Raw genomic sequence first — 21,015 nt, 5'->3', positions numbered from 1 at the left:
TATTTTATTAATTAAAATCCAACTCTTAAACCAAAATTGAAACCCATTGGCTGTCCAAATGAACCAAAGTCGATCCCCGTTCCACCTGTACCACCAGATGCAGCACTTAAACCATTAACCGATGGATCAACACCTTTGTAATTGGTTAAAAGCAATAAGTCAGTTCCAGTAAAGAAAACGCTGGCACTTTTAAATACATTACTCTTCGCAAACACTGATTTCGGCAAAGTATAAGCTAGTGTAATATCTTTTAACCGAACCCAGTTAATATCTTTCTCAATAAAATCTAGCGTATTGTAGGCGGTAGAGTAATATGAGGTTGAAATATATGGTAACACTACAATGTTATTTTGTGTAGGATTCGCAGTATTTTCCAATCCGTCTCTTAATACTCCTTTAATAATTCTTGGCGTTTCTCTGTCCAAACTTCTTTTTGACATACCTCGTGCATACAAATAAAGTTCGGTAGCATTGTAAATGTCGCCACCTTTACGAATATCAAAAAGGAATGATAAATTAAAGTTTTTATAAGTAAAACTATTGATAACGCCCAAACCTATATCTGGCGCAGTATCACCTATCTGAGTCCATTCGGTACTTCTAATTGGCAAACCATTACTTGGGCTAATCAGTACATCTCCATTGCTGTTTCTCAAATAATCCATACTTGCCAAAGCCGAAATAGATGAACCAACAACATATTGGCGTCTTACGTTATCAAATAGCCAGGTATCAGAAACATAAAAGGTGGTTTGGTCTGCAGGAAGAGAAGTGATTTTTCCTCTTGCTCTGGTTACGTTTGCTGTAATATCCCAGCTGAAATCTTTGTTACGAATTGGAGTTCCTTTTAATACCAATTCAAAACCTTTGTTTATTACCTTTCCACTATTGATGTATTCCAAGATTGCACCTGTTGCGTAACTTAAACGTGGTGCGGTAATTTGCCCATTACTCTCAATGTGATAGTACGAGAAGTTAGCAGACAATCTGTTTTTGAAGAAACTTAGATCGATACCAGCCTCTGATGAAGTAGTAAATTCTGCAACTAGGTTAGGATTTCCTAAAGTAACATCAACAGCAAAACCTCCACCAGTTGTGGTTTGAGGAATTAGCGAAGTTTTTGTAATGTAAGCTCTTTTAGCATCCTTACCTGATTGCCCCCATGAAGCTCTTAGTTTACCTGACGATAACCAACTGATTTTTTTAAATGCTGGCAAATCTGAAAACACAAAACTTAATGATGTTGCAGGATAGAAAAATGCATATTCATTAATTGGTAATGTTGATGAAAAATCCTGACGACCTGTTAAAGTTAAGAAAAGTAAATCATCATAGCCCAAAGTTGCCTGACCAAAAGCGCCCATTTTACGCTTTAAAATGTTCTGGTAGGCTACCCTTTGTGTGGTTGGATCTGTATTATTTAAACTGTAAAATTTTTGTTGATAAAATTTAGTTCCAAACTGTGAATTAATTTCGTCAGTATTATCAGAAATGTCATAACCCACTACAAATGACGGTTTAAATTTACCAAAGTCTTTTCTTGCTGTTGCAACAAATGAACCATTAAATAAACGCACATTTTCATTGAAAGTATTAATACCACCGCCACCATAACTTGTTGCAGCAACATTAGCGTTGTATGATTGTGGATGATAAGCACCTAAACCCTGCATTGCATAAACATCAGCGCCTGCAGTAGCCTGAAAATTCAACCATGATAAGGGTTTATAACTGAAACCGACATTCGTAATTACCCGGTTTACTTTATCCCAGTTAGGATTATTTTCCATAGCCCAAAGCGGGTTATCAAGTTCGCCACCTAAACTTCCAGAAATAGTTCTTCTATCTCCGGTAGCGGTATAATAGTTATTAATATCATCTACAACAGGCCAGGTTAAAACACTTAACATCGGGCTTCCAGATCCTTTATAGGTCTTGTTTGTTTTAGAAGATATAAAGTTCATAGAAGCGTTCATGCTTATTTTATCGCTGATTTTCGAGGTACCAGACAGTTTAGCATTAACGGTATTATAATCAGTTCCTTTAATAGGCCCCTCCTGATTAGTATAGCTTAAACCAAATCTAACAGACAATTTTTCTGTTCCACCTTCTATAGATGCGTTGTGTTTCTGTGTCCATCCAGTTCTATAAAAGGCATCAAGGTTATCGTATCTGGTAAATCTTTCCGGATATTTTGCTCCGAAATATGTTCTAGTCCGCACCTCTTCATCGAAAATACCACCGGCTCCTCCACCGTATACCGTTTGAACTTCCGGAAAGCGATAAGGAACTTCTGCTCGGAATGAGTTATTGTAACTCACACTTGCAGTGCCTGCTTTTGCCTTTTTAGTCGTAATTACAACCGCACCAGACGCCCCTTGTGTTCCGTATAATGCCGTTGCTTCCGGACCTTTCAATATGGTTAATGTTTCGATTTCCTCAGGATTAATATCCATACCCCTATTACCATAATCATTAGTACGGTTGAAGGTTCCTTGTCCAACTAGACCATACTCACTAAAAGTGTTGTTTGAAATTGGTAAGCCATCAACTACGAAAAGCGGCTGGTTATCGCCATCTAAAGATACGGCTCCGCGGATGATAATTGATGTTGAAGCGCCTGGCGTGCCACTGGTTGAAGTAATGGTTGCACCAGCTACCCGACCCTGAAGTGAATTGATAAAGTTATCACGCTGTGTTGAGGCGATATCAGAACCTTTTACCGTCTGGGCATCGTAACCTAAAGCCCTGTTGGTTCTTTCAATACCATAGGCGGTAACAACAACATCATCGAGATTTCCCGCATCAGATGCAAGTGAAACGTTGATTACCGGGTTAGCTCCAACTGTACGTTCAACAGTTTTATAGCCAATATAAGAAAACACCAACACATTCGTGTTAGATGCCTTGATAGAATAGCTTCCATCATTATTTGTTTGAGATACCACTGCGCTTCCTTTAACTCGAATGGAAACACCTGGTATAGGCCCATCGGATGATGTAACCTTACCGGTAACGGTTATTTGCTGCGCAAAGGCATGAGCCAGCAACAAAAACGTACCAAGAAAAATTAATAGTAGCTTTTTTTTCATAAACTGCCAATAAGGGATTAGTTAGAATTTGTTTAGTTGTAGTTAGTTTGTTGTTTGCCAAAACACGCATAATAACGCATTTTATTTAATTTAAAGTAAATATGATAAATGTTTTTTAATAAAAAAAACAAATAACAAAGATTTTCCTACAACTATTACAATATATAATTGCACAAAAACGCATAAACACGCAAATAATTAAAAAGTATTTTTAATTTAGTGCAAACCAAACATCAACATGCTCAAAAAAGAACGCCATGATTTCATTATGCGCCAAATCAATTTACACAATCGTGTACTTACTTCTGATTTGGTTCAATTACTTAATGTATCTGAAGATACCATAAGAAGAGATTTACAAGAATTGGTAGATGAAGACCTTCTTTTTAAAGTTCATGGAGGTGCATTGTCTAAATCATACCACAGTTCTTTTGATGATAGTACGGTTTATGCCAGAGACATTAAAATAGTCATTGCGAAAAAAGCGACCTCGCTTTTCAAAGATGGAATGGTGGTTTTAACGGGCGGAGGAACTACTATTTTAGAACTGGTAAAACAACTTCCGCAAAATATTGCCGGAACATTTTTTACCATCAGTCCCTTGGTTGCCGTTGAGCTGGCAAAATACGATAACCTGGAAGTGATTTTGATTGGTGGGTTGTTTTCAAAAAATTCGCAGATCACCTACGGCGGACAAGTAATTACCCAGCTTTCGGAAATCAAAGCGGATTTATGTGTAATGGGTACCAGTGCTATCCACCCGGAAGATGGTCTAACAGATACTTACTGGGAAATTAATCAATTAAAAAAGGCAATGATTGCCTGTTCCAAAAAAACTGCGGTTTTGTGTATATCCGAAAAGCTGGATATCTCTTTGAGGCTACGGGTTTGCCCGATTGAAAGCATCAGCTATTTAATAACAGAATTAGATCACGAAAACGAAGCTTTGGCCGATTATCGAACTAGAGATTTAAACATATTATAAAAAAATGGGTTCCAGATTGGAACCCATTTTTTTGTTTTTAGAAAGTAGGGTTGGCCGGAGTATTTGGATTATTATCCCGCTCCTGAAAAGGATAAGGGAAAAAATTCCGCTTCCGATCTGCCAGAGGCTGATTAAATCTTCTCATGTCTTCTAGCTTTAGGCCCGACATAAACAATTCGATACTTCGGTGTTTATAAATTAGATCCAATAATTGCTGTTGCGTATAAGTGCCCGTTAGCGCAGGTAAGTTGGCGCCTACACCAAAGGGATCTGTAGCTGCAGTTTTAGTTACGATTTTATTCAGCTCGGTTAATGCACTTGCTAAGTTTGGAGTAGCCTGACGGGCATAAGCCTCCGCTTTGATTAAAGTAATTTCTCCTGGTAAATAAACCGGAATCTGTGTAAAGGTTCCCGCTCCGAAACCATTAATACGTACCGTAGTATTTACAACTGTGTAAAATGGAATTCTAGCATCACCAGCATCTGGAACATTTGCGCCTGTTTGACCAAGATTAATGTTTTTTGGCTGAATAACATTATTCGTTGATGTTGCAATCTCGAAAAGTGGATTCAAGTTTAATGCATCGTAGTTGAAAGCAGATTTCTTCGTCAAATCAACTGCATTAGCTGCCGTTAATGCCAAAGTATAATTGCCAGCGAAAAGCGCATACCTGGCTTTCAAAGCATTCAATGTATTCGGGATATCAATTCCAGCTGGAATATTTCCAGCAAATGAAGTACTAATAGGATTTGCAGCAATAACGGCCAATGCATTATCAATAGTTGCAATTGCTTTATTAAAGCCATCAACACGACTAATAAATGTTACATTTTGCCCGATGCCAGCTGGTATTTTTTCCCAATATTCAGATAAATTTCCAATTGCTAATGCCTTAAAAATACTGGCGTGGGCCACTAAACCAGCAGCATAGTTTTTATCGGGCAAGTTTGCTGCATTGTTAATTACGTTGTCCGCATCAAAAATAATTTTATTTGCTCCAGCCCAAACATTTAACAAAATAGTATTGGTTCCATCAACCTGTACACCTCCGGCAACTAAACGCTCCTCATTGGTATTACCAGTATTAATCGAAATCAACTCATTGGTTGTTAAACCATTTAGGGTGATCGATGCATATAAAACACCTGCTCTGGTGGTCGAAAAGTTTTTCTGCAAACCTACAGTGACACCTGTCAAGCCCTTTGCTGAGGTCAATACTTCGTCAGCCGTAGCTGCATTAGGATTTAAGTATTCCTTATTACAAGCGCTAGAAAAAGCAACGGTTGTAAGCAGAAATGCATAACCTATATATTTTGATTTTAAATTTTTCATAATAAGTCTTTTTATTTAGAACCTTGCTTGTAAACCCAAAGAATATGTACGTGGAATTGGAACTGAGCCAAAATCTATATTTCTTAAAATGGTAGATTGACCTCCAGAATTTAACTCTGGATCGTATCCCTTGTAGTTATCCCAGGAAATCAGGTTTCTTCCACTTAAGTTAACCGTTAAGCTTTTAATAAATTTAACCTGGCCAATGTTATAGCTCAAAGAAATTTCTCTTAATTTCACGAAAGATCCATCATCAATACGCCATTCTTCCACATTGTAGGCACCTGCAACATAGCCCCTAGGCAATTGACCCATCTGTTCTGCTTCGGCTACCTTTCCATTACCAACACCTTGACGAGTTCTCCAATCTGCATTCCAAACATCCCCTCCCTGAACAGCATCCAACTGAATATGTAAGCTTAATTTTCTATAGCTAAAATCATTTACAAATGATCCGGTATAATCCGGGTTTGGATCACCGATTACTTTACGCAAAACATTACCAGCCGATTGACCAGCAGTTAAAGGAATACCAGCGGCATTCGTTGCAATGCTTCCATCGCTTGTGCGCTCAAAATAAGTTCCGTAAAATACACCTACCGGGTAACCGTCCGTGATAGAAACCGGTGCACCAGCATTTGTAGAAATTAATCTTTGCGCACCCGATCCTATGATTTTATTTCTGTTTCTGTTGAAAATCACGGTAGAAGTCCATGAGAAATCGTCGCTTTTTAGCGGAACACCAGTCAACATCAATTCAAAACCTTTGTTTTTCAGTTTGCCTCCAATATTATCCAACAAACTCGAATAGCCTGTTGTAGGTGCAATTACTACCCCTAGCAACAAATCCTTAACGGTTTTATCGTAATAACTGAAAGTTAATCCCAATCGATTATTAAAGAATGACATATCTGTACCAACCTCTAACTCTTGTTGACGCTCAGGTTTTACATTCGTATTTGCCAGTGTAGTTAAAGAAGTTAGTGAAGTTTTACTATTCAATGCACTTGGAGAATAAACGTTGAAACGATCATAAGCACCAATTCCAGTTAAGTTACCCGATTGGCCGTAAGCTGCTCTCAATTTAAAAGCATTCCACCATGATGAAACACCTAAATCTTTCCAATAATCTGCAGATGAAAGCACATAACTCACATTTGCCTTTGGATAATACTGAGTTCTATTTTCTTCACCGAAAACGGTAGATTGATCGACTCGAATGGCACCCGTTACAAATAAGTGATCTTTGTATTTAAAATTTTGTTGAAGATAGGCTCCGCTAATAGAAAACTCTGAGCGGCTATCACTGTTTGGCAAAATGGTACTTGCTCCATTTACCACCTGAACAAATGGCGCTAAACCACGACCATTTAATAAACTAAAAAGATCCTTTTGGTATTGATATGAACCGCCCAATTGCGTGGTCGAACTCAATAAATCTGTGATCTTCGTATCATAGGTAAAATTTAACTCATTATTAAACAATGTAGTGGTGGCATTTGCCGCACTGGCATAACCATTTAATGATGGGTCTAAAGTCGGTCCGCCACCATAAAAACCAGTACTTACATTATAGGCAAACGGCGGAATAAAAGTGGTCCCATTTTGGATTGAATTATCAACCCCCATGGTATAATCGATGGTAAGGTTTTTAACCGGAGTTAGTTTTAAACCAGTGTTGGCAATGATACGGTTGGTAAACTGGCGCTGTTTGATATCCTCAATTACTGAAACAGGATTCACACGACCACGTTCTCCAACAGCTTTAAGGTTGCCCAAAGCATCTCTTGCAAAAATATCATGGAAATTACCAAGAATGGTTACGGAATTCATTGGAGAAAAGAACGAATTACCATCTGGTTTTTCGTTGGCATCGCTATGAACATAATTAAATCCAGCAGTTAACTTTGCCCATTTATTAATGGTTTGATCAAGGTTTGCCCTAAAATTCATTCTGGTGAAATCAGTATTTTTAATAATACCCTGATTAGAAAAGTAACCAGCCGAGGTGTAGAATTTAGTATTGTCATTACCACCAGAAACTGAAACTGAATTATCTGTTCCAATTCCCGTTCTAAATATGTAATCCTGATAATTATAACGGGTAACCGGAGTAGTCGTAATTAACGCAGGAGATAATACATCCTGAGTTTGTGCCGTTGGTCCATCGGTAGGGCCACCAAATTTTGTTGGCGATTGGTTTACATCAATCTGCTTACGTAATTCACTGATAGTTAAACTGGTATTAAAGCTCACTTGTGGCTCTCCAGTTTTCCCTCTCTTAGTAAAGATCTGAATTACACCTGCATTTGCTCTAGATCCATAAATAGCCGCCGCAGCTGCACCATTCAACACCTCAATGCGATCTATATCAGCCGGACTGATATCCACCATTCTGTTTTGACCTATGCTTCCAACAAAGTTTCCGCCATCATAATTGCCAGATGTATTGGTTACTCTGGTTGTTGAATTATTCACAATCACCCCATCAATAATATACAATGGTTCAGAAGATGAATTTACAGAACTCACTCCTCTTAGTCGAACTGAAATTCCGCCGGCAGGATCGCCTGAGTTTTGGCTGATTTGAGCACCTGGCGTTTTACCTTGAAGCGAGGCCAATGCGTTTCCGCTTGGTGCTTTGTTTAAATCGTCTCCTTTAACGGTACTTACATAACTACCCAATTGTTTTCTGGTAGTTCCTTGCGATGTTCCCGTAACAATTACCTCATCTAATCCAACTGCATCAGCACTCAAGGTAGCGTTTACCTGAACCTGATCGCCTGTGGCTAGGCTTACCGGTTGGATTTTACTTTTGTAGCCCACGAACGAAAATTGAATTTGGGCAATTCCCGCAGCTAAATCAACAGAAAATGAATAGCCTCCGTTGGCGTTGGTACTCGTTGCTAAATTTGTGTTTAAGATTTTCACAACAACACCGGGAATCGGGTCGTTGTTGGCGGCATCGGTAACTTTACCGCTAATGGTATAGCGTTTCGTTTGTGCCTGTGCCATTTCTGTAAATAAAAGCAGCAGCAATGGGATCATCAAAATTGCAAAAAATCTTGTTGACCATTTTAGGTAACTTTTTTCCATAAAATATTGGTTTTGTAGTTAAGATTAGGGTTTGAGCAAATGTAACGAAATTGTTGAAAAAGCAAATTTTCTTGGAGGCAAAAAAGTTTATTCCGGCAAACTTATTTTCCCCATGCAAATAGATGGAACACCTTTTCTATCGCCGAAATTGATGGGCGAACCACATAATGTCTCATTGGCTAATACAGCAAATAAAACGGCTTCCTTTGCATCGGGGTTAATGTTTAAGTCGTCGGTGGTGAAGAAATTGCAATTAGAAAGCTTCCCTTTTAATAATTCTACCAAAAGTGGATTATGCATCCCCCCACCGCTCATAAAAATTTGTGCATTGGGTTCGTTGCCGAAGCATCGTTTCACGGCATTCGAAATGGTTTCTGCCGAGAAATGGCATAATGTGGTCATCACATCTCCAGTTGCTATATCCAATGTTGAAGATCGATTTTGTGCAGCCTGTAAGTAATCCAGATTAAACAATTCAGGGCCTGTGGTTTTAGGAAAATCCAACGCAAAAAAATCGCATTTTAATAATTCCTTCAACAAGGCTTCATTTAATCTGCCAGATTTCGCAACAGCACCATTTTTATCGTAAAATTGATTGTAATGATGTTGCATAAATTGATCCATCAGGGTATTCCCCGGACCAACATCAGTTGAAAAAATTTCTGATGCATTTAGATTTCCAGGTAAATAAGTAAAGTTAGCAATACCTCCAATATTGAGCATTACCCGATCTTCGCCGCTCTTCGAGAAAATTAAATAGTCGCCATAAACTGCTAGCGGCGCACCTTCACCGCCAGCGGCTAAATGTTTTTGCCGAAAATCTGATAAAGTGATAATGCCGGTTTTAACAGCAATGTGATCGCCATCTCCAATTTGTAGCGTTCCATTTGGATAATCTACAAGTTGATGAAGAGATTTTGGCGCATGAAAAATGGTTTGACCATGACTGGCAATAAAATCAATCTGATCATTTTTATAGCCCCATTGTTTCAAAGCCTCATTAATCAACTCAGCATGTGTATTGGCAATGTATTCATTCATCAAACAAACCAACTCCAAATCCACTTGCTTTTTAGAAAAAACGGCTTTAATCTTCGATCTGAAATCGTCAGAATATTCTCCGGTTTTAAATTCAAGTATGTTAATATCCGTTTCGGCGCCACTTCCCTTTACCACACATAATGCAATATCTAATCCATCCATTGATGTTCCGCTCATTAACCCGATAATTAAACGTTCGTCTTTTTGCGCTTTGTGATAAAGATTTTGAATTTGGATGTTCATAATAATTTTGATCAAACGTTTGTTTATAGCCTCAATCGAATTTTAAGGAAATACTTGCAATAAAAGTAAATAACCTTTGTTAGAAATTGGGCATAACTCTCTATATTTACTGCTCCGTACATTAAAAACCATAAATAAAATGGCTAGATTAAATCTATTGGAGGAGACACGTTTCGAGAAACTCCCTGTGAGCGTGTTCGAAAATCCAAAAATTGCTTCCATTAATGTGGCGCACAGAATTGCCAACCTCATTAAATCAAAACAAGCAAACAACGCACCTGCAGTACTGGGCTTAGCAACAGGTGTTACCCCAATTGCAGTTTATGCCGAATTGGTTAGGCTGCACAAAGAAGAGGGTTTAAGTTTTAAAAACGTAATTACTTTCAATTTGGATGAATACTATCCAATGCAGCCAAATGCCGCACAGAGTTACGTTACTTTTATGAACGAAAATCTTTTCGATCATATCGACATTGATAAAAACAATGTTCACATCCCTGATGGAACGCTTCCCCTTGAAGATATTCCTGCATTCTGTTTAGATTACGAGAAAAAAATCGGAGATCTTGGTGGCCTTGATATCCAGATTTTGGGTATTGGTCGTACGGGTCACATCGGTTTTAATGAGCCTGGTTCGGCACCAAATTCCGGCACACGCTTGGTTACTCTTGATGATTTAACCCGCCGTGATGCAGCCAGAGATTTTGGTGGAAAAACCTTTGTACCAACCAAAGCCATCACCATGGGGATTGGTACTATTTTTAAAGCCAGAGAGATTATTTTGATGGCCTGGAGCCGCAAAAAAGCTTCGATTATTAAAAAAGCGGTAGAAGGTGAAATTTCTGGCGATGTTCCAGCTACTTATCTTCAACTTTCAGAGCATGTTGAATTTATTTTAGATACTCCGGCGGCAGCAGAATTGACCCGTTTTGACACCCCATGGTTAGTTAAAGATTGCGTTTGGACAGAAGACTTGATTCGCAAAGCAGTAATTTGGCTGGCCAATACATTGAAGAAACCAGTTTTAAAATTAACTGAAGACGATTACAATAACAATGGTATGGCCCAACTGGCGACTGAAAAAGGGCCGGTTTATAATATCAACATCCATATTTTTAACAAATTACAGCACACCATTACGGGCTGGCCAGGTGGAAAACCAAATGCTGATGATTCTCAACGGCCAGAACGGGCAGAACCTGCTAAAAAACGGGTAATTATCTTTTCACCGCATCCGGATGATGATGTGATTTCAATGGGTGGAACGTTTATTCGTTTGGTGGATCAGAAGCACGATGTTCATGTGGCTTACCAAACCTCTGGAAACACTGCCGTTTGGGATGATGATGCGCTTCGTTTTGTAGAATTCAATGTAGATTTCACAGAAAAGATGGGGATGGACAATTCGCACTTGAAGGAATTGTACAATAAAATGAGAACCTTTATTGATCAGAAGAAACCTAACCAGGTTGATACTCCAGAAATACAAACAGTTAAAGGTTTGATCAGAAAGGGTGAAGCGATTGCAGGTGCCCGTTATTGTGGTTTGGAAGATGACCATATTCATTTTCAGGCGCTACCGTTTTACGAAAGTGGGAAAAACCAGAAAAATCCGGTTACCGATGCTGATATCGAATTAACAATTGAGCTTTTACAGCAAGTTAAACCGCAACAGGTTTTTGCAGCGGGCGATTTTGAAGATCCCCATGGAACACATATTGTATGTTTTAATATCATTCTAGCTGCATTAACACGTCTTCGCAAAACAGAAGCCTGGGCGCAAGATTGCTGGTTATGGATGTATCGGGGTGCGTGGCATGAATTTGAAACCCACGAAATTGAAATGGCTGTGCCTATTTCTCCTCAGGAATTGGAGCGCAAAAGAAACGCAATATTTAAACATCAAAGTCAGAAAGACAAAGCTGTTTTTCCTGGCGATGATGCAAGAGAATTTTGGCAACGTGCTGAAGATAGAAATCGTGAAACTGCAAAAGCTTATGATGAATTAGGTTTGGCAGAATACGAAGCGATGGAAGCTTTTGTAAGGTGGAAGTTTGTTGACTAGCAGAATTTTTAAATACAAATCCTCACTTCAAAAAGTGGGGATTTTTTGTTACCAAGCTATTGATTATCGAAACCAGGAGCATCGCTACTTTCGAAGAGGTTTCTTGGCTAATCTACTGCTTTATCAGTTGATTGCCGTTCAACAACGGTTGGATCAAGTACAATGTGTTCGATATTATTGTAAGGATTTGGCTGACCCACCATTTTCAGAAACATCTTGGCGCATTCTTTTCCTATTTTCGCAGGGTGCTGATCTATGGTGGATAAATTCGGGGTGATATAAGCAGAAAAAGCTTCATTGGCAAATCCAATCACTCCAATTTCAGGCGGTGTTTTATCAATTTCCTTAAGTTTTTTAATTACCCCAAGAGCCGTAAAGTCGTCTCCGGCAACAATTGCATCAGGCTTATTCTTGCTACGCATCAACTTGCCAGCGCCAAACCTTCCATCTTTGATTGATAAACCACCAAAAATTATATGTTCATCCAGAACCGGCAAACCATTATCTCTTAAAGCAGCTTTATAACCTTTCAACCGATCATCAAAAATTTTAATTTGATGCACGGTGGTTACAAAAGCTATCTTTTTATAGCCATGATCAATTAAATGTTGCGTGGCCATATACCCCGCTCGAAAATCATCAAGGGTAATGGTTGGCACCACTAAATCTTCGTGAACCCGATCGAAAAGAATAAGTGGTTTGTTTTGTTTAACAATTTCTGTAAAATGAGAAACATCCTGTGTTTCAAGCGACATGGAAGCCATAATTCCATCTACCTGTGCTTCCAACAACGTCCTCACACCATTAATTTCATTCTCAACCGATTCATTTGATTGATAAATGATGACCCGATAGCCGCTATTTTTCAACCCATCTTCGATACAATGAATAATAGAAGCGAAAAAATGGGCCTGAACACTTGGAACGATTACGCCGATAATGTAAGTCTTGCCCGACTTAAGTGCAGAGGCTAATTTATTTGGACTGTAATTTAGTTTTTTAGCGGTTTCTACAACAGCTTTTTTAGTGGCATCACTTATTGCGGGGAAACCACTCAATGCTCTGGAAACGGTAGAAACGGTAATGTTGAGCGCTTTCGCAATATCGTATATGGTCGTTTTTTTCTTCAATTTTGGTTAGCTAATTTTAACAACCGCAAATTGGATGGAATCAGTTCAATCGATTGTTCTGCCAATTTAGTAATTATACCTTAATGATTATATTCTTTTTATACATGAGGTAAAGCAGCACGTAAAACCCAAGTACATAACTTACCGCCCATACTAAAGATGCGTTAATGGGCGAAAAGTAAGGCGTATAGAAAGTGGTATAAAATTTTTCAAGCAGGCCCGTTTTTGAGCCATCAGCGTTTGTTATTTTAATCAAATTTAGAACCCTCGGCATTAATCCCGCCAGGAAGAAAACGGTGATCGCATTTACGCCATATACTACAAAAGGTGTGGTAATTCTCTTATAGCCCTGAACATCGATAAGCCAATAACATATTGCAAGTCCGATGGAAGCTAAGCCTCCTGCGTACAAGACATAAGAACTTGTCCACAATGCTTTGTTTATGGGAAACTGAAGATCCCATAACAGGCCAAATATCACTGCCCCAACTCCTACAGAAAATAGCCAAGCTACTTTTGTTGGGCTATCAATGTCTTTTCTTCTCATCCAAATACCAACCAATACACCAAATAAACAAGTTCCCACAGCTGGTAAGGTACTTAACACTCCTTCGGGATCCCAGGTTTTCGCAGCGGCCCAGGTATGCGCTTCAGTGAGGATGCCTCTATCAATCCAGGCGGCCAAATTGGTTTCTTTTTCCAAATTTGGGTAGCCAATACCTGGAACAGGAACAAATGTCATCAAGGCCCAATAAACGGCCAAAATCACTATAAAAATTTTGAAGATCGTTTTATTTGAGAATTTAAGGAAAATGATACTGCTAATAATGAATACAATCCCGATGCGCTGCAGAACACCTAATAATCTAACGGTTTGAAAGGCTTCGATTAAACTTTTGCCATCGATAACTACCGCCATCAATTTTCCGAAAATAGCCAGAAAAAAACCCAGAAAGTACAAAATCACTCCCCGCTTAATGGCTTTGACAATAGTTTTCCCATGAGTTGATGGATTGGCCTTGCTGCTGCTCATTGCAAAGGCTATTGAAACACCTACAATCCAGAGGAAAAATGGGAAAATTAAATCTGTAGGGGTACAGCCATTCCATTCGGCATGCGCTAAGGGCGCATAAATATGGCCCCAGCTACCTGGATTGTTAACCAATATCATGGCTGCTACGGTTAATCCTCTAAAAAAATCAAGAGATAGCAAGCGTTGTTTCGGTTCAGTCATGATTTAAGCTTTGGTTTAGGCAAACTAAATTAAGGCTTTGTTTTTGGATAGAGAAATAATTGACTGATGAAGTTTAGCCGGCCGCTGATCACTAGTAGAACAGACCGAGTTTCGATAACGATTAAGAGCACAGTTTCAACTTTAAAACCTGGCTTATTCTTTAGCGTCAGTACTTTGCAAATTGTTAGTTAATAAGGCCAACTTTTCCATGGCCCGATTGTATCACATCCTTATGCTTTAATCCCTTAAGCTTATCGTTTCCGGAATACTTTTTTTCTAGAAGTTGTTGAATCTGGCTAGAAATCTATCCCTGCTTTTTACGCTAAAAAGAATATTTATAGCGATACAGAAGGCCCTAATTCCAGAAGCTTCCTAACGATTTTATTCCTTAGCTATTGGAATTTCTACACCTATTGGTCCGCTTGGTTCGCTCTCGTTTTTCAATCGATCAAGTGCCGTAACCAAATAACTATACCTTTTACCAGCTTCGGCAGAAGTATCAATAAATGTAAGATAATCTTCAAAGCTAATTTTTAGAATATTTTTTGGATCGAGCACTCCTATTTTCTCTCCTTCTGTAAAGCGATAAATCACAAATCCAGAAGCAGTTTCCCCATCTTTTGCCTTTAGTGGATTTTGCCATTTTAAATGGACACCATCTTTAAGGGCATCGGCCGTTAATGATTGTGGCTCATTTGGAGGGGTTTCATCTAACCAAGGCATTTGCGGCGGCAAGGCCGGATACTTATAAAAATCATTTTTTAAAGAGTCACCTACCGATCGTGCCACTGTACTCAATGATTTTGAACTGAAAAACACGCTTCCCTGAATGCGGTTATGCTCCCTGATATATCGGATCTGCCGGGGTATTTCCGTTAAATTTTTCCAAGCAGCTTCGGCTCTGGAATTTACCAAATACGCCCCCTGCCCGATGTAAACATGCCTGCCATAACTATTATTGCTCCACCAATCGAGCAAGGTACCGAACGGAGCAACTCGCCTGGTAAAAGTAAAATAGATTTGAGGATTGATATAATCTACCCACCCTTCTTTAACCCATTTTCTACTATCAGCAAAAAGCTCTGCATAGTTGGATAAACCACTCGTTGCCGAGCCTTCGGGATCTTCATATTTGTTACGCCAAATACCGAATGGACTGACACCAAATTTTACCCACTTTTTGTAATGGTGAATACTATCATCTAATTGTTTAATGAGCTGATCTACGTTATTTCTACGCCAATCTCTAACATCAGTAAAATTGTTTGGATACTTGCTAAAGGTTGCAGCATCATTAATCGTTTGCCCCTCAATTTTGTAAGGATAGAAATAGTCATCAAAATGGATTCCATCAACATCGTATCCTTTAACAACATCTAGTATTACCTGCACAATATATTCCCTAACCTCTGGAATGCCCGGGTCAAATTGTTTTTTGCCTCCATAGGTAAAAAACCAATCTGGATGTTTCTTAAATGCGTGATCTTCATGAAAAACGGTACTGCTGCTCATGCTTGCACGATAAGGATTAAACCAGGCATGTAATTCCATACCCCGAAAATGCGCTTCTTTGATAGCGAAGGCCAACGGATCGTAACCAGGTGCAGGTGCTAAACCTTGCTTACCCATTAACCATTGGCTCCAAGGCTCACGCGATTTAGCATAAAATGCATCGCCAGCGGGCCTAACCTGCAAAATGATGGCATTCATGCCTTGACTTTTATGCCTTTCCAAAATACCGATCAGCTCTTGCTTTTGCTGATCAATGGTTAATCCGGGACGGGAAGGCCAATCAATATTGGTTACAGTAGCTACCCAAACCCCTCTAAACTCTCTTTTTGGTGCAATTTTTGTTAAAGGTTGAGCATTTAATATATAAGGTAATACGGTTAAAGATAAAAGTGCGTATAGTAAGTTTTTAAGCATTATTCTTGTCTTGTTTTTGATTCGGGATGCGTACCTGTGTTAATTTGAATACAAACGAACATTAGCAATTAAACGATTTTTTTTAAAATCTCTTATAATTTTTATTAAAAATTATAATTTGCGCCTGCTAAAATTAATTGTGTACTCCATTTACCTATGGAACAACAAAAGTATATTAATTTAAGAAGATACAGCATTATTAAAAAATGGAACCACAAAAGATTAATAAAGGCGATAGAAACAAAATTTACTTTCTGGTTATAGTTATAGCTGCACTTATTGGAACAAATGCTTACCTGTTTTTTAAAGATCGACAGCATAGCGAACGATTTGTTACAGTGAGTACTGAGAAGGATAAGCTGAGATTAGAAGTAGAAAAAATCGAGGTTGAGCTTGATAAAGTTGAGGCGCTAAATCTGGATTTAAATGAAAAACTAGTCGAAGAACAAAAGTTAGCTAGAGAAAAAATTGCAGAGCTAAAGGTGGCGTTAGAGAAAGGAGAAATTACTCAAGGCGAATTAGATAAAGCAAATAGCCAAATTAATGAGCTAAAAACTTTTGTAAAAAACTATAATGATCAGGTTATCCAGCTTCAAAAAGACAATATTTTCCTCAAAAACAGCCGTGATAGTTTAGAAAATACGCTCAAAAACATGAGCAACAAAGCTTCGGGTTTAGAAAGTGAAAACGCTAACCTGAATGCAAAAGTTAAAACCGCAGCGGTATTAAAACTTCAAAGTGCTGATATTGTAGCTTTCAGAACAAAATCAAGTGGCAAAAAGGTTGAGGTTACCAAATCATCAACTGCCGAAAAACTAAGCGTTCGCTTTAATATTATTGCCAACGAATTGGCAGAAAAAGGTCACCACAACATCTATTTAAGGGTTTTCGATCCAGCGGGAAATTTACTTGCCGACGAAGGCAATAGGTTTGAAGCCGATGGACAAGAAATGCAGTTCAGCCACTCCATCTACATCAATTATAATAATGATGATAGCACTTATGTGATAGATTGGGCAAATCCAAAACCTTTTATCAAAGGGATTTACACTGTAATCTTATATGCTGACGGCAATACGATGGGTAAAGCCCAGGTAGATCTTCGTTAATATCCCTACAGTTCTAAGCCAGAGGAAACGCTAAATAAAATGTGGTTCCTACATTAATCACAGAGGTAAAACTAATTGTTCCGCCTGCATTTTCTACGGCTTGCTTTACAAACGCCAAGCCTAAGCCAGTTCCAGATGTTTTGGTAGTAAAGTTAGGCACGAAAATTTTATCATGTAACACCGCCGGAATCCCTTTTCCATTATCCTTAATTTCAATATAGGCGTATTCATCATCATGATATAGCACCGCTGTAATGCAACAGTGAGATTCATCATCAATGGCCTCAATTGCATTTTTGAAAAGATTATTAAACGTTCTTAATAATTGATCATGATCTGCAAGAATCCGGATACTATGTTCCGACTTATTAAGTACGTTTATTTCTACATTATCGCTGTTTTTATATACCTGACGAGCCTGTTCTATTACCGGCATTACATCCAATTTCTCTAAATTGGTATCTGGCATTTTTGCAAAATTCGAAAACTCTGATGCAATTTTAGATAGGCTATCTATTTGCTCAATGAAAGATTTGCTGAATTTATTAAACTTATGCTCGAAATTTGGATCATTCTCCTTCCATGATTTTTCCAGCAATTGAACACCCAGTTTTAAAGGTGTAAGTGGGTTTTTAATTTCATGGGCTACCTGCTTGGCCATTTCCCGCCAGGCACTTTCCCTTTCCGATCGGGCCAGTTTTGCTGCACTGGCCTCAAGTGCGGCAATCATTCCGTTATATTCTTTTATTAGAGAGCCGATCTCATCATGCCTGCGCCAAACAATGGGTTCATTGCGTTGTCCAATCCGCGTTCTACTAATACTCTCTTGAATAAAAGTTAGCGGACTGGTAATCTGGTTGGCTAAAAACACTGCTAAAACTCCAACAGCCACAAAAACCAAAGCATAAATATTGATAAGATTACTTACAAACAATGCTATTTTGTCTGAGTACTCCTCTTCGTTTGAATAATTTGGCAAACCGATGTAGGCAATTGTTTTGTTCTGTGCATTTCTAATCGGTGCGTAGGCTGCAGCATAGATCAAATCGCCAATTTTTTCATCAGGATTGATATATTCAGATCGTTTTAATTTATCTAGGTACGTATAAGCTAAAGGCTCCATCTTTCGACCTATCACTTTCGAGTTATAAAGTTTAGGGTAGGTCGTCATCAGTAGGTTTCCTTGCGTACTGTATAAATTAAGATCTACATTGTTTACATCAGCAAAATTCACAAAATCAGCAACCGCATCTTCATCTTCCACAATCCCTTTGCTAAAAACCTGTTTCTCATAATTCTGCTGTACCTTTCTAATTTTATCTTTTATGGAAATGGTTTGTTGGCCACGGTACTCATTATTCATATAATAATAGGTTACCCAGCCCACAATTAACAGCGTGGCTACTACAGATAGCACAATAGAAACCTGAATACGTGTTTTGTAAAGAATTTTATTGGCGTTAATCATCAACGATCTATTAATGCTAAACCAACCTACACGTTCATCATCCAGATTTTTAATTAACCAGATTAATCCATATAATACCAGTGAGAAAATGATAAACACCAAAAAGAAGAAGGATAACGCTGCTAATCGCTCTACATAGCCCACCTTTTGCTTACTTATTACCACCATTTTGCTTTCAGTAGGCTTATAAATTAAATGGCTATAATCTAATTCATTATCGTTACTCATGATAAAATCATCCTTTTTGCCATTAAAAATTTTACCATCCAATGGGTAAGTATAACTTCCGGATTGATTTAATAAGCGGTTATTACTGTATAATGCGATGGAGTATCCCTTAAAGTCTTCGTCTCTGATCAGTTTTTGATCGCCGAGCAAATCGGGTAATCTATTGTTGTAATTGTATGGTTTTGAACGGAGTTCGATAACCAAAGTACCCAATAAACTCCCCTTGTTTACCACCGATATGATGCCGAAGTAATCCTGATAGCCGAAAGTATTATTCACCTGATAGAAATAATTCGAGCCGTCGATTTTAACTGAGCCAGATTCTACCAGTCCTTTATACTTCCTAAAAGGCTGCCCATTGGGGTTGCTGATATCGATTCCGCTTTTATCGTAAGGATAAATCTGATAATCGTAGCGGCTTAAATAACCATCCAGATAATTTTTAAGGTGGTTTTTCAATACTGCATAGTTAGACTTTCCGCTTTCAGCAAAATATTTAACCAAGAATTGATCATTTAATAATTGCCCCTCCAAACTGCCCAAAGCTACAATCGCATTTGGATCTTCTGATGATTGTACCTTCCGGGCAAGCGGCTCGCGAAGGCTGCGCTCCGTAATATCTTTGTACTTAATGTATTTAATAGAACTATTAAAGGCAAGGCAAAAAAATACTATGGCGAATAAGCCGATAGAAAACTTTGCCTTTTCGACATAAATACTTCTACAAACAATTAAAAGGATAAGTGCAAAAACGATAAAAAAAGCAGTAAAATCTGTAGATAATTTATAAATGAAAACAATTGCAAAACCTGCTAAAAAGATGATTAATCTTTCCTTATTACTTACGTTTAATTGCTTGCTAACGGTTGCAGAAATGGTGGTGATTAAGTAAATCTGAAACCAAACCAGGCATAGGATTACAATACTTACCCAGCTAGAGCCACTCAGCTTTAGAATATTAATAATTTCAAAATTGATTTTTGAATTGTAAATTAATCCGAAAAAAACCTCATCGCTAAAATAAGCTATTGTGGCAATAAAAGCCAAAAATACAATGTGAATAATAATGCCTAAAATTTTGCTTTTCCTGATCCATTCGGCAAATTTATATTGCTCTTTGTGGTTGTACATAAAGAGCAATAACCAGGTAAGCGTAATTACGTTCAATAAAAAATCGCCCAATGATGGCATGAGAAAACTTTCGGAATAGATCCTTGGATCGAAAAGATCGAGTGGAAACCGGTGGTTAAACCATCCATAATACAAATCCGAAAGCCTAAACGTTAAAAAGAACACCATCAATAAACAGGTACCCCAAACAATATGTCCTTTTCTTGCAATGAAGGAGCTTAATGAATTGAAAAACATACAAATGCTTATCAATCCTGCCACGAAAAGCCATAACTGAGTAACAGAATAATAATCTTCTATATAGCCCGGTTTTACCTTTAGGCCGAACAAAAACTTATTGTCAATACTTTTAATACTGTAAACCTCTTTATCAGTAAACGATGCCAGTGTAAGTAGTTTGGAATTTGATAGCAGTGGATCTAAATCATTTTTAAAATACTGCGTTTCTTTAAATGGATATTGAGATTGTATCGCGATGAGGAAAACCAAACTAAAATTGCCTTTTGTACTCTTAATTACCTCGTACCATCCATTGGAAAAAAAAAGCACGGAGCTTCCTTCTCTTATCGTCCGTGGATCGATATCTGTAACGCGGTAGGTACTCCAGAATTTTAACTGATTGTTTTGAAAAGTGAGGAGGTTAATTCCTTTTATCTTTCGATAAGTATTTAAAAAATCTATAGCATCATTTGGATTTACATGGAGCTGTTTTGCTTTCGCTACCTCTGCTTTATTGGCTAAAAATGCAGCAACTTCCCTTTCTTTTACCAAGAGGTTCTGTTGAACCTCGTGAGCATCGCGTTCCAACAAATCACTTTTGGTAGTAAATCTGCTCAACGAAATAGATGTTGCAATGAGACAGCAACCTAAAACCAGCAGTAGAAATCTAATTTTTACACCAAAGCTCAATTTCATCGATTTTGATAAAGATATT

At 38.1% G+C, this 21,015-nt stretch carries 11 protein-coding genes; 3 read left to right on the top strand and 8 right to left on the bottom strand.

Annotated features, from left to right (window positions below; translation table 11 throughout):
* Positions 1-11: 11 nt before the first annotated feature.
* Positions 12-3,092 (bottom strand): SusC/RagA family TonB-linked outer membrane protein, encoded by a 3,081-nt coding sequence (locus ASE92_RS14015; RefSeq protein WP_056850733.1) that lies wholly within the window; start codon positions 3,090-3,092, stop codon positions 12-14.
* A gap of 238 nt (positions 3,093-3,330) precedes the next feature.
* On the opposite strand from ASE92_RS14015, the gene ASE92_RS14010 reads away from it, so the two are divergent.
* Complete coding sequence (locus ASE92_RS14010) at positions 3,331-4,077, top strand: DeoR/GlpR family DNA-binding transcription regulator (protein WP_056850732.1); 747 nt, start codon at positions 3,331-3,333, stop codon at positions 4,075-4,077.
* Between the two features lie 37 nt (positions 4,078-4,114).
* On the opposite strand, the gene ASE92_RS14005 is transcribed toward ASE92_RS14010, so the two are convergent.
* The 3 genes from ASE92_RS14005 to ASE92_RS13995 form a co-directional block, all read right to left on the bottom strand.
* Positions 4,115-5,410: a RagB/SusD family nutrient uptake outer membrane protein gene (locus tag ASE92_RS14005; protein ID WP_200926422.1), complete on the bottom strand. Its 1,296-nt coding sequence runs from the start codon at positions 5,408-5,410 to the stop codon at positions 4,115-4,117.
* Positions 5,411-5,425: 15 nt separating this feature from the next.
* Positions 5,426-8,506 carry a SusC/RagA family TonB-linked outer membrane protein gene (locus ASE92_RS14000; RefSeq protein ID WP_082455064.1) on the bottom strand — a complete coding sequence of 1,027 codons (3,081 nt, stop codon included), beginning with the start codon at positions 8,504-8,506 and terminating at the stop codon, positions 5,426-5,428.
* A gap of 87 nt (positions 8,507-8,593) precedes the next feature.
* The gene (locus ASE92_RS13995; RefSeq protein ID WP_056850730.1) at positions 8,594-9,790 is read right to left on the bottom strand and encodes an anhydro-N-acetylmuramic acid kinase; all 1,197 of its coding nucleotides are present in this window, start codon (positions 9,788-9,790) and stop codon (positions 8,594-8,596) included.
* 139 nt (positions 9,791-9,929) lie between these two features.
* On the opposite strand from ASE92_RS13995, the gene nagB reads away from it, so the two are divergent.
* A complete protein-coding gene (nagB, locus tag ASE92_RS13990) occupies positions 9,930-11,855 on the top strand; it encodes a glucosamine-6-phosphate deaminase (RefSeq protein WP_056850729.1) in 1,926 nt (641 codons plus the stop codon).
* Positions 11,856-11,962: 107 nt separating this feature from the next.
* Here the strand turns inward: nagB and ASE92_RS13985 are convergent, their stop codons facing one another.
* From ASE92_RS13985 to ASE92_RS13975, 3 genes are all read right to left on the bottom strand, one after another.
* Entirely contained in the window at positions 11,963-12,985 is a 1,023-nt protein-coding gene (locus ASE92_RS13985; protein WP_056850728.1) for a LacI family DNA-binding transcriptional regulator, read from the bottom strand.
* Between the two features lie 73 nt (positions 12,986-13,058).
* The gene (locus tag ASE92_RS13980) at positions 13,059-14,219 is read right to left on the bottom strand and encodes an acyltransferase family protein (RefSeq protein WP_056850727.1); all 1,161 of its coding nucleotides are present in this window, start codon (positions 14,217-14,219) and stop codon (positions 13,059-13,061) included.
* 381 nt (positions 14,220-14,600) lie between these two features.
* On the bottom strand, positions 14,601-16,145 hold the full coding sequence (locus ASE92_RS13975; RefSeq protein ID WP_056850726.1) for a glycoside hydrolase family 10 protein: 1,545 nt from the start codon (positions 16,143-16,145) through the stop codon (positions 14,601-14,603).
* 206 nt (positions 16,146-16,351) lie between these two features.
* Here ASE92_RS13975 and ASE92_RS13970 point away from each other — a divergent pair, with 206 nt between their 5' ends.
* Positions 16,352-17,254: a hypothetical protein gene (locus tag ASE92_RS13970; RefSeq protein WP_056850725.1), complete on the top strand. Its 903-nt coding sequence runs from the start codon at positions 16,352-16,354 to the stop codon at positions 17,252-17,254.
* Positions 17,255-17,267: 13 nt separating this feature from the next.
* Here ASE92_RS13970 and ASE92_RS13965 read toward each other — a convergent pair whose 3' ends face one another.
* Positions 17,268-20,996 (bottom strand): HAMP domain-containing sensor histidine kinase, encoded by a 3,729-nt coding sequence (locus ASE92_RS13965; RefSeq protein ID WP_056850724.1) that lies wholly within the window; start codon positions 20,994-20,996, stop codon positions 17,268-17,270.
* Positions 20,997-21,015 lie beyond the last annotated feature (19 nt).

This window comes from Pedobacter sp. Leaf41, from assembly GCF_001422545.1.
In the GTDB taxonomy this organism is placed as follows: domain Bacteria; phylum Bacteroidota; class Bacteroidia; order Sphingobacteriales; family Sphingobacteriaceae; genus Pedobacter.
This window is presented reverse-complemented; position numbering and strand designations above follow the sequence as displayed.

Coding starts and splice junctions, on each gene's coding strand:
- ASE92_RS13970 (WP_056850725.1), top strand. CDS start 16,352: ATGGAACCACAAAAGATTAATAAAGGCGATAGAAACAAAATTTACTTT.
- ASE92_RS14000 (WP_082455064.1), bottom strand. CDS start 8,506: ATGGAAAAAAGTTACCTAAAATGGTCAACAAGATTTTTTGCAATTTTG.
- nagB (WP_056850729.1), top strand. CDS start 9,930: ATGGCTAGATTAAATCTATTGGAGGAGACACGTTTCGAGAAACTCCCT.
- ASE92_RS13975 (WP_056850726.1), bottom strand. CDS start 16,145: ATGCTTAAAAACTTACTATACGCACTTTTATCTTTAACCGTATTACCT.
- ASE92_RS13965 (WP_056850724.1), bottom strand. CDS start 20,996: ATGAAATTGAGCTTTGGTGTAAAAATTAGATTTCTACTGCTGGTTTTA.
- ASE92_RS13980 (WP_056850727.1), bottom strand. CDS start 14,219: ATGACTGAACCGAAACAACGCTTGCTATCTCTTGATTTTTTTAGAGGA.
- ASE92_RS14005 (WP_200926422.1), bottom strand. CDS start 5,410: ATGAAAAATTTAAAATCAAAATATATAGGTTATGCATTTCTGCTTACA.
- ASE92_RS14010 (WP_056850732.1), top strand. CDS start 3,331: ATGCTCAAAAAAGAACGCCATGATTTCATTATGCGCCAAATCAATTTA.
- ASE92_RS14015 (WP_056850733.1), bottom strand. CDS start 3,092: ATGAAAAAAAAGCTACTATTAATTTTTCTTGGTACGTTTTTGTTGCTG.
- ASE92_RS13995 (WP_056850730.1), bottom strand. CDS start 9,790: ATGAACATCCAAATTCAAAATCTTTATCACAAAGCGCAAAAAGACGAA.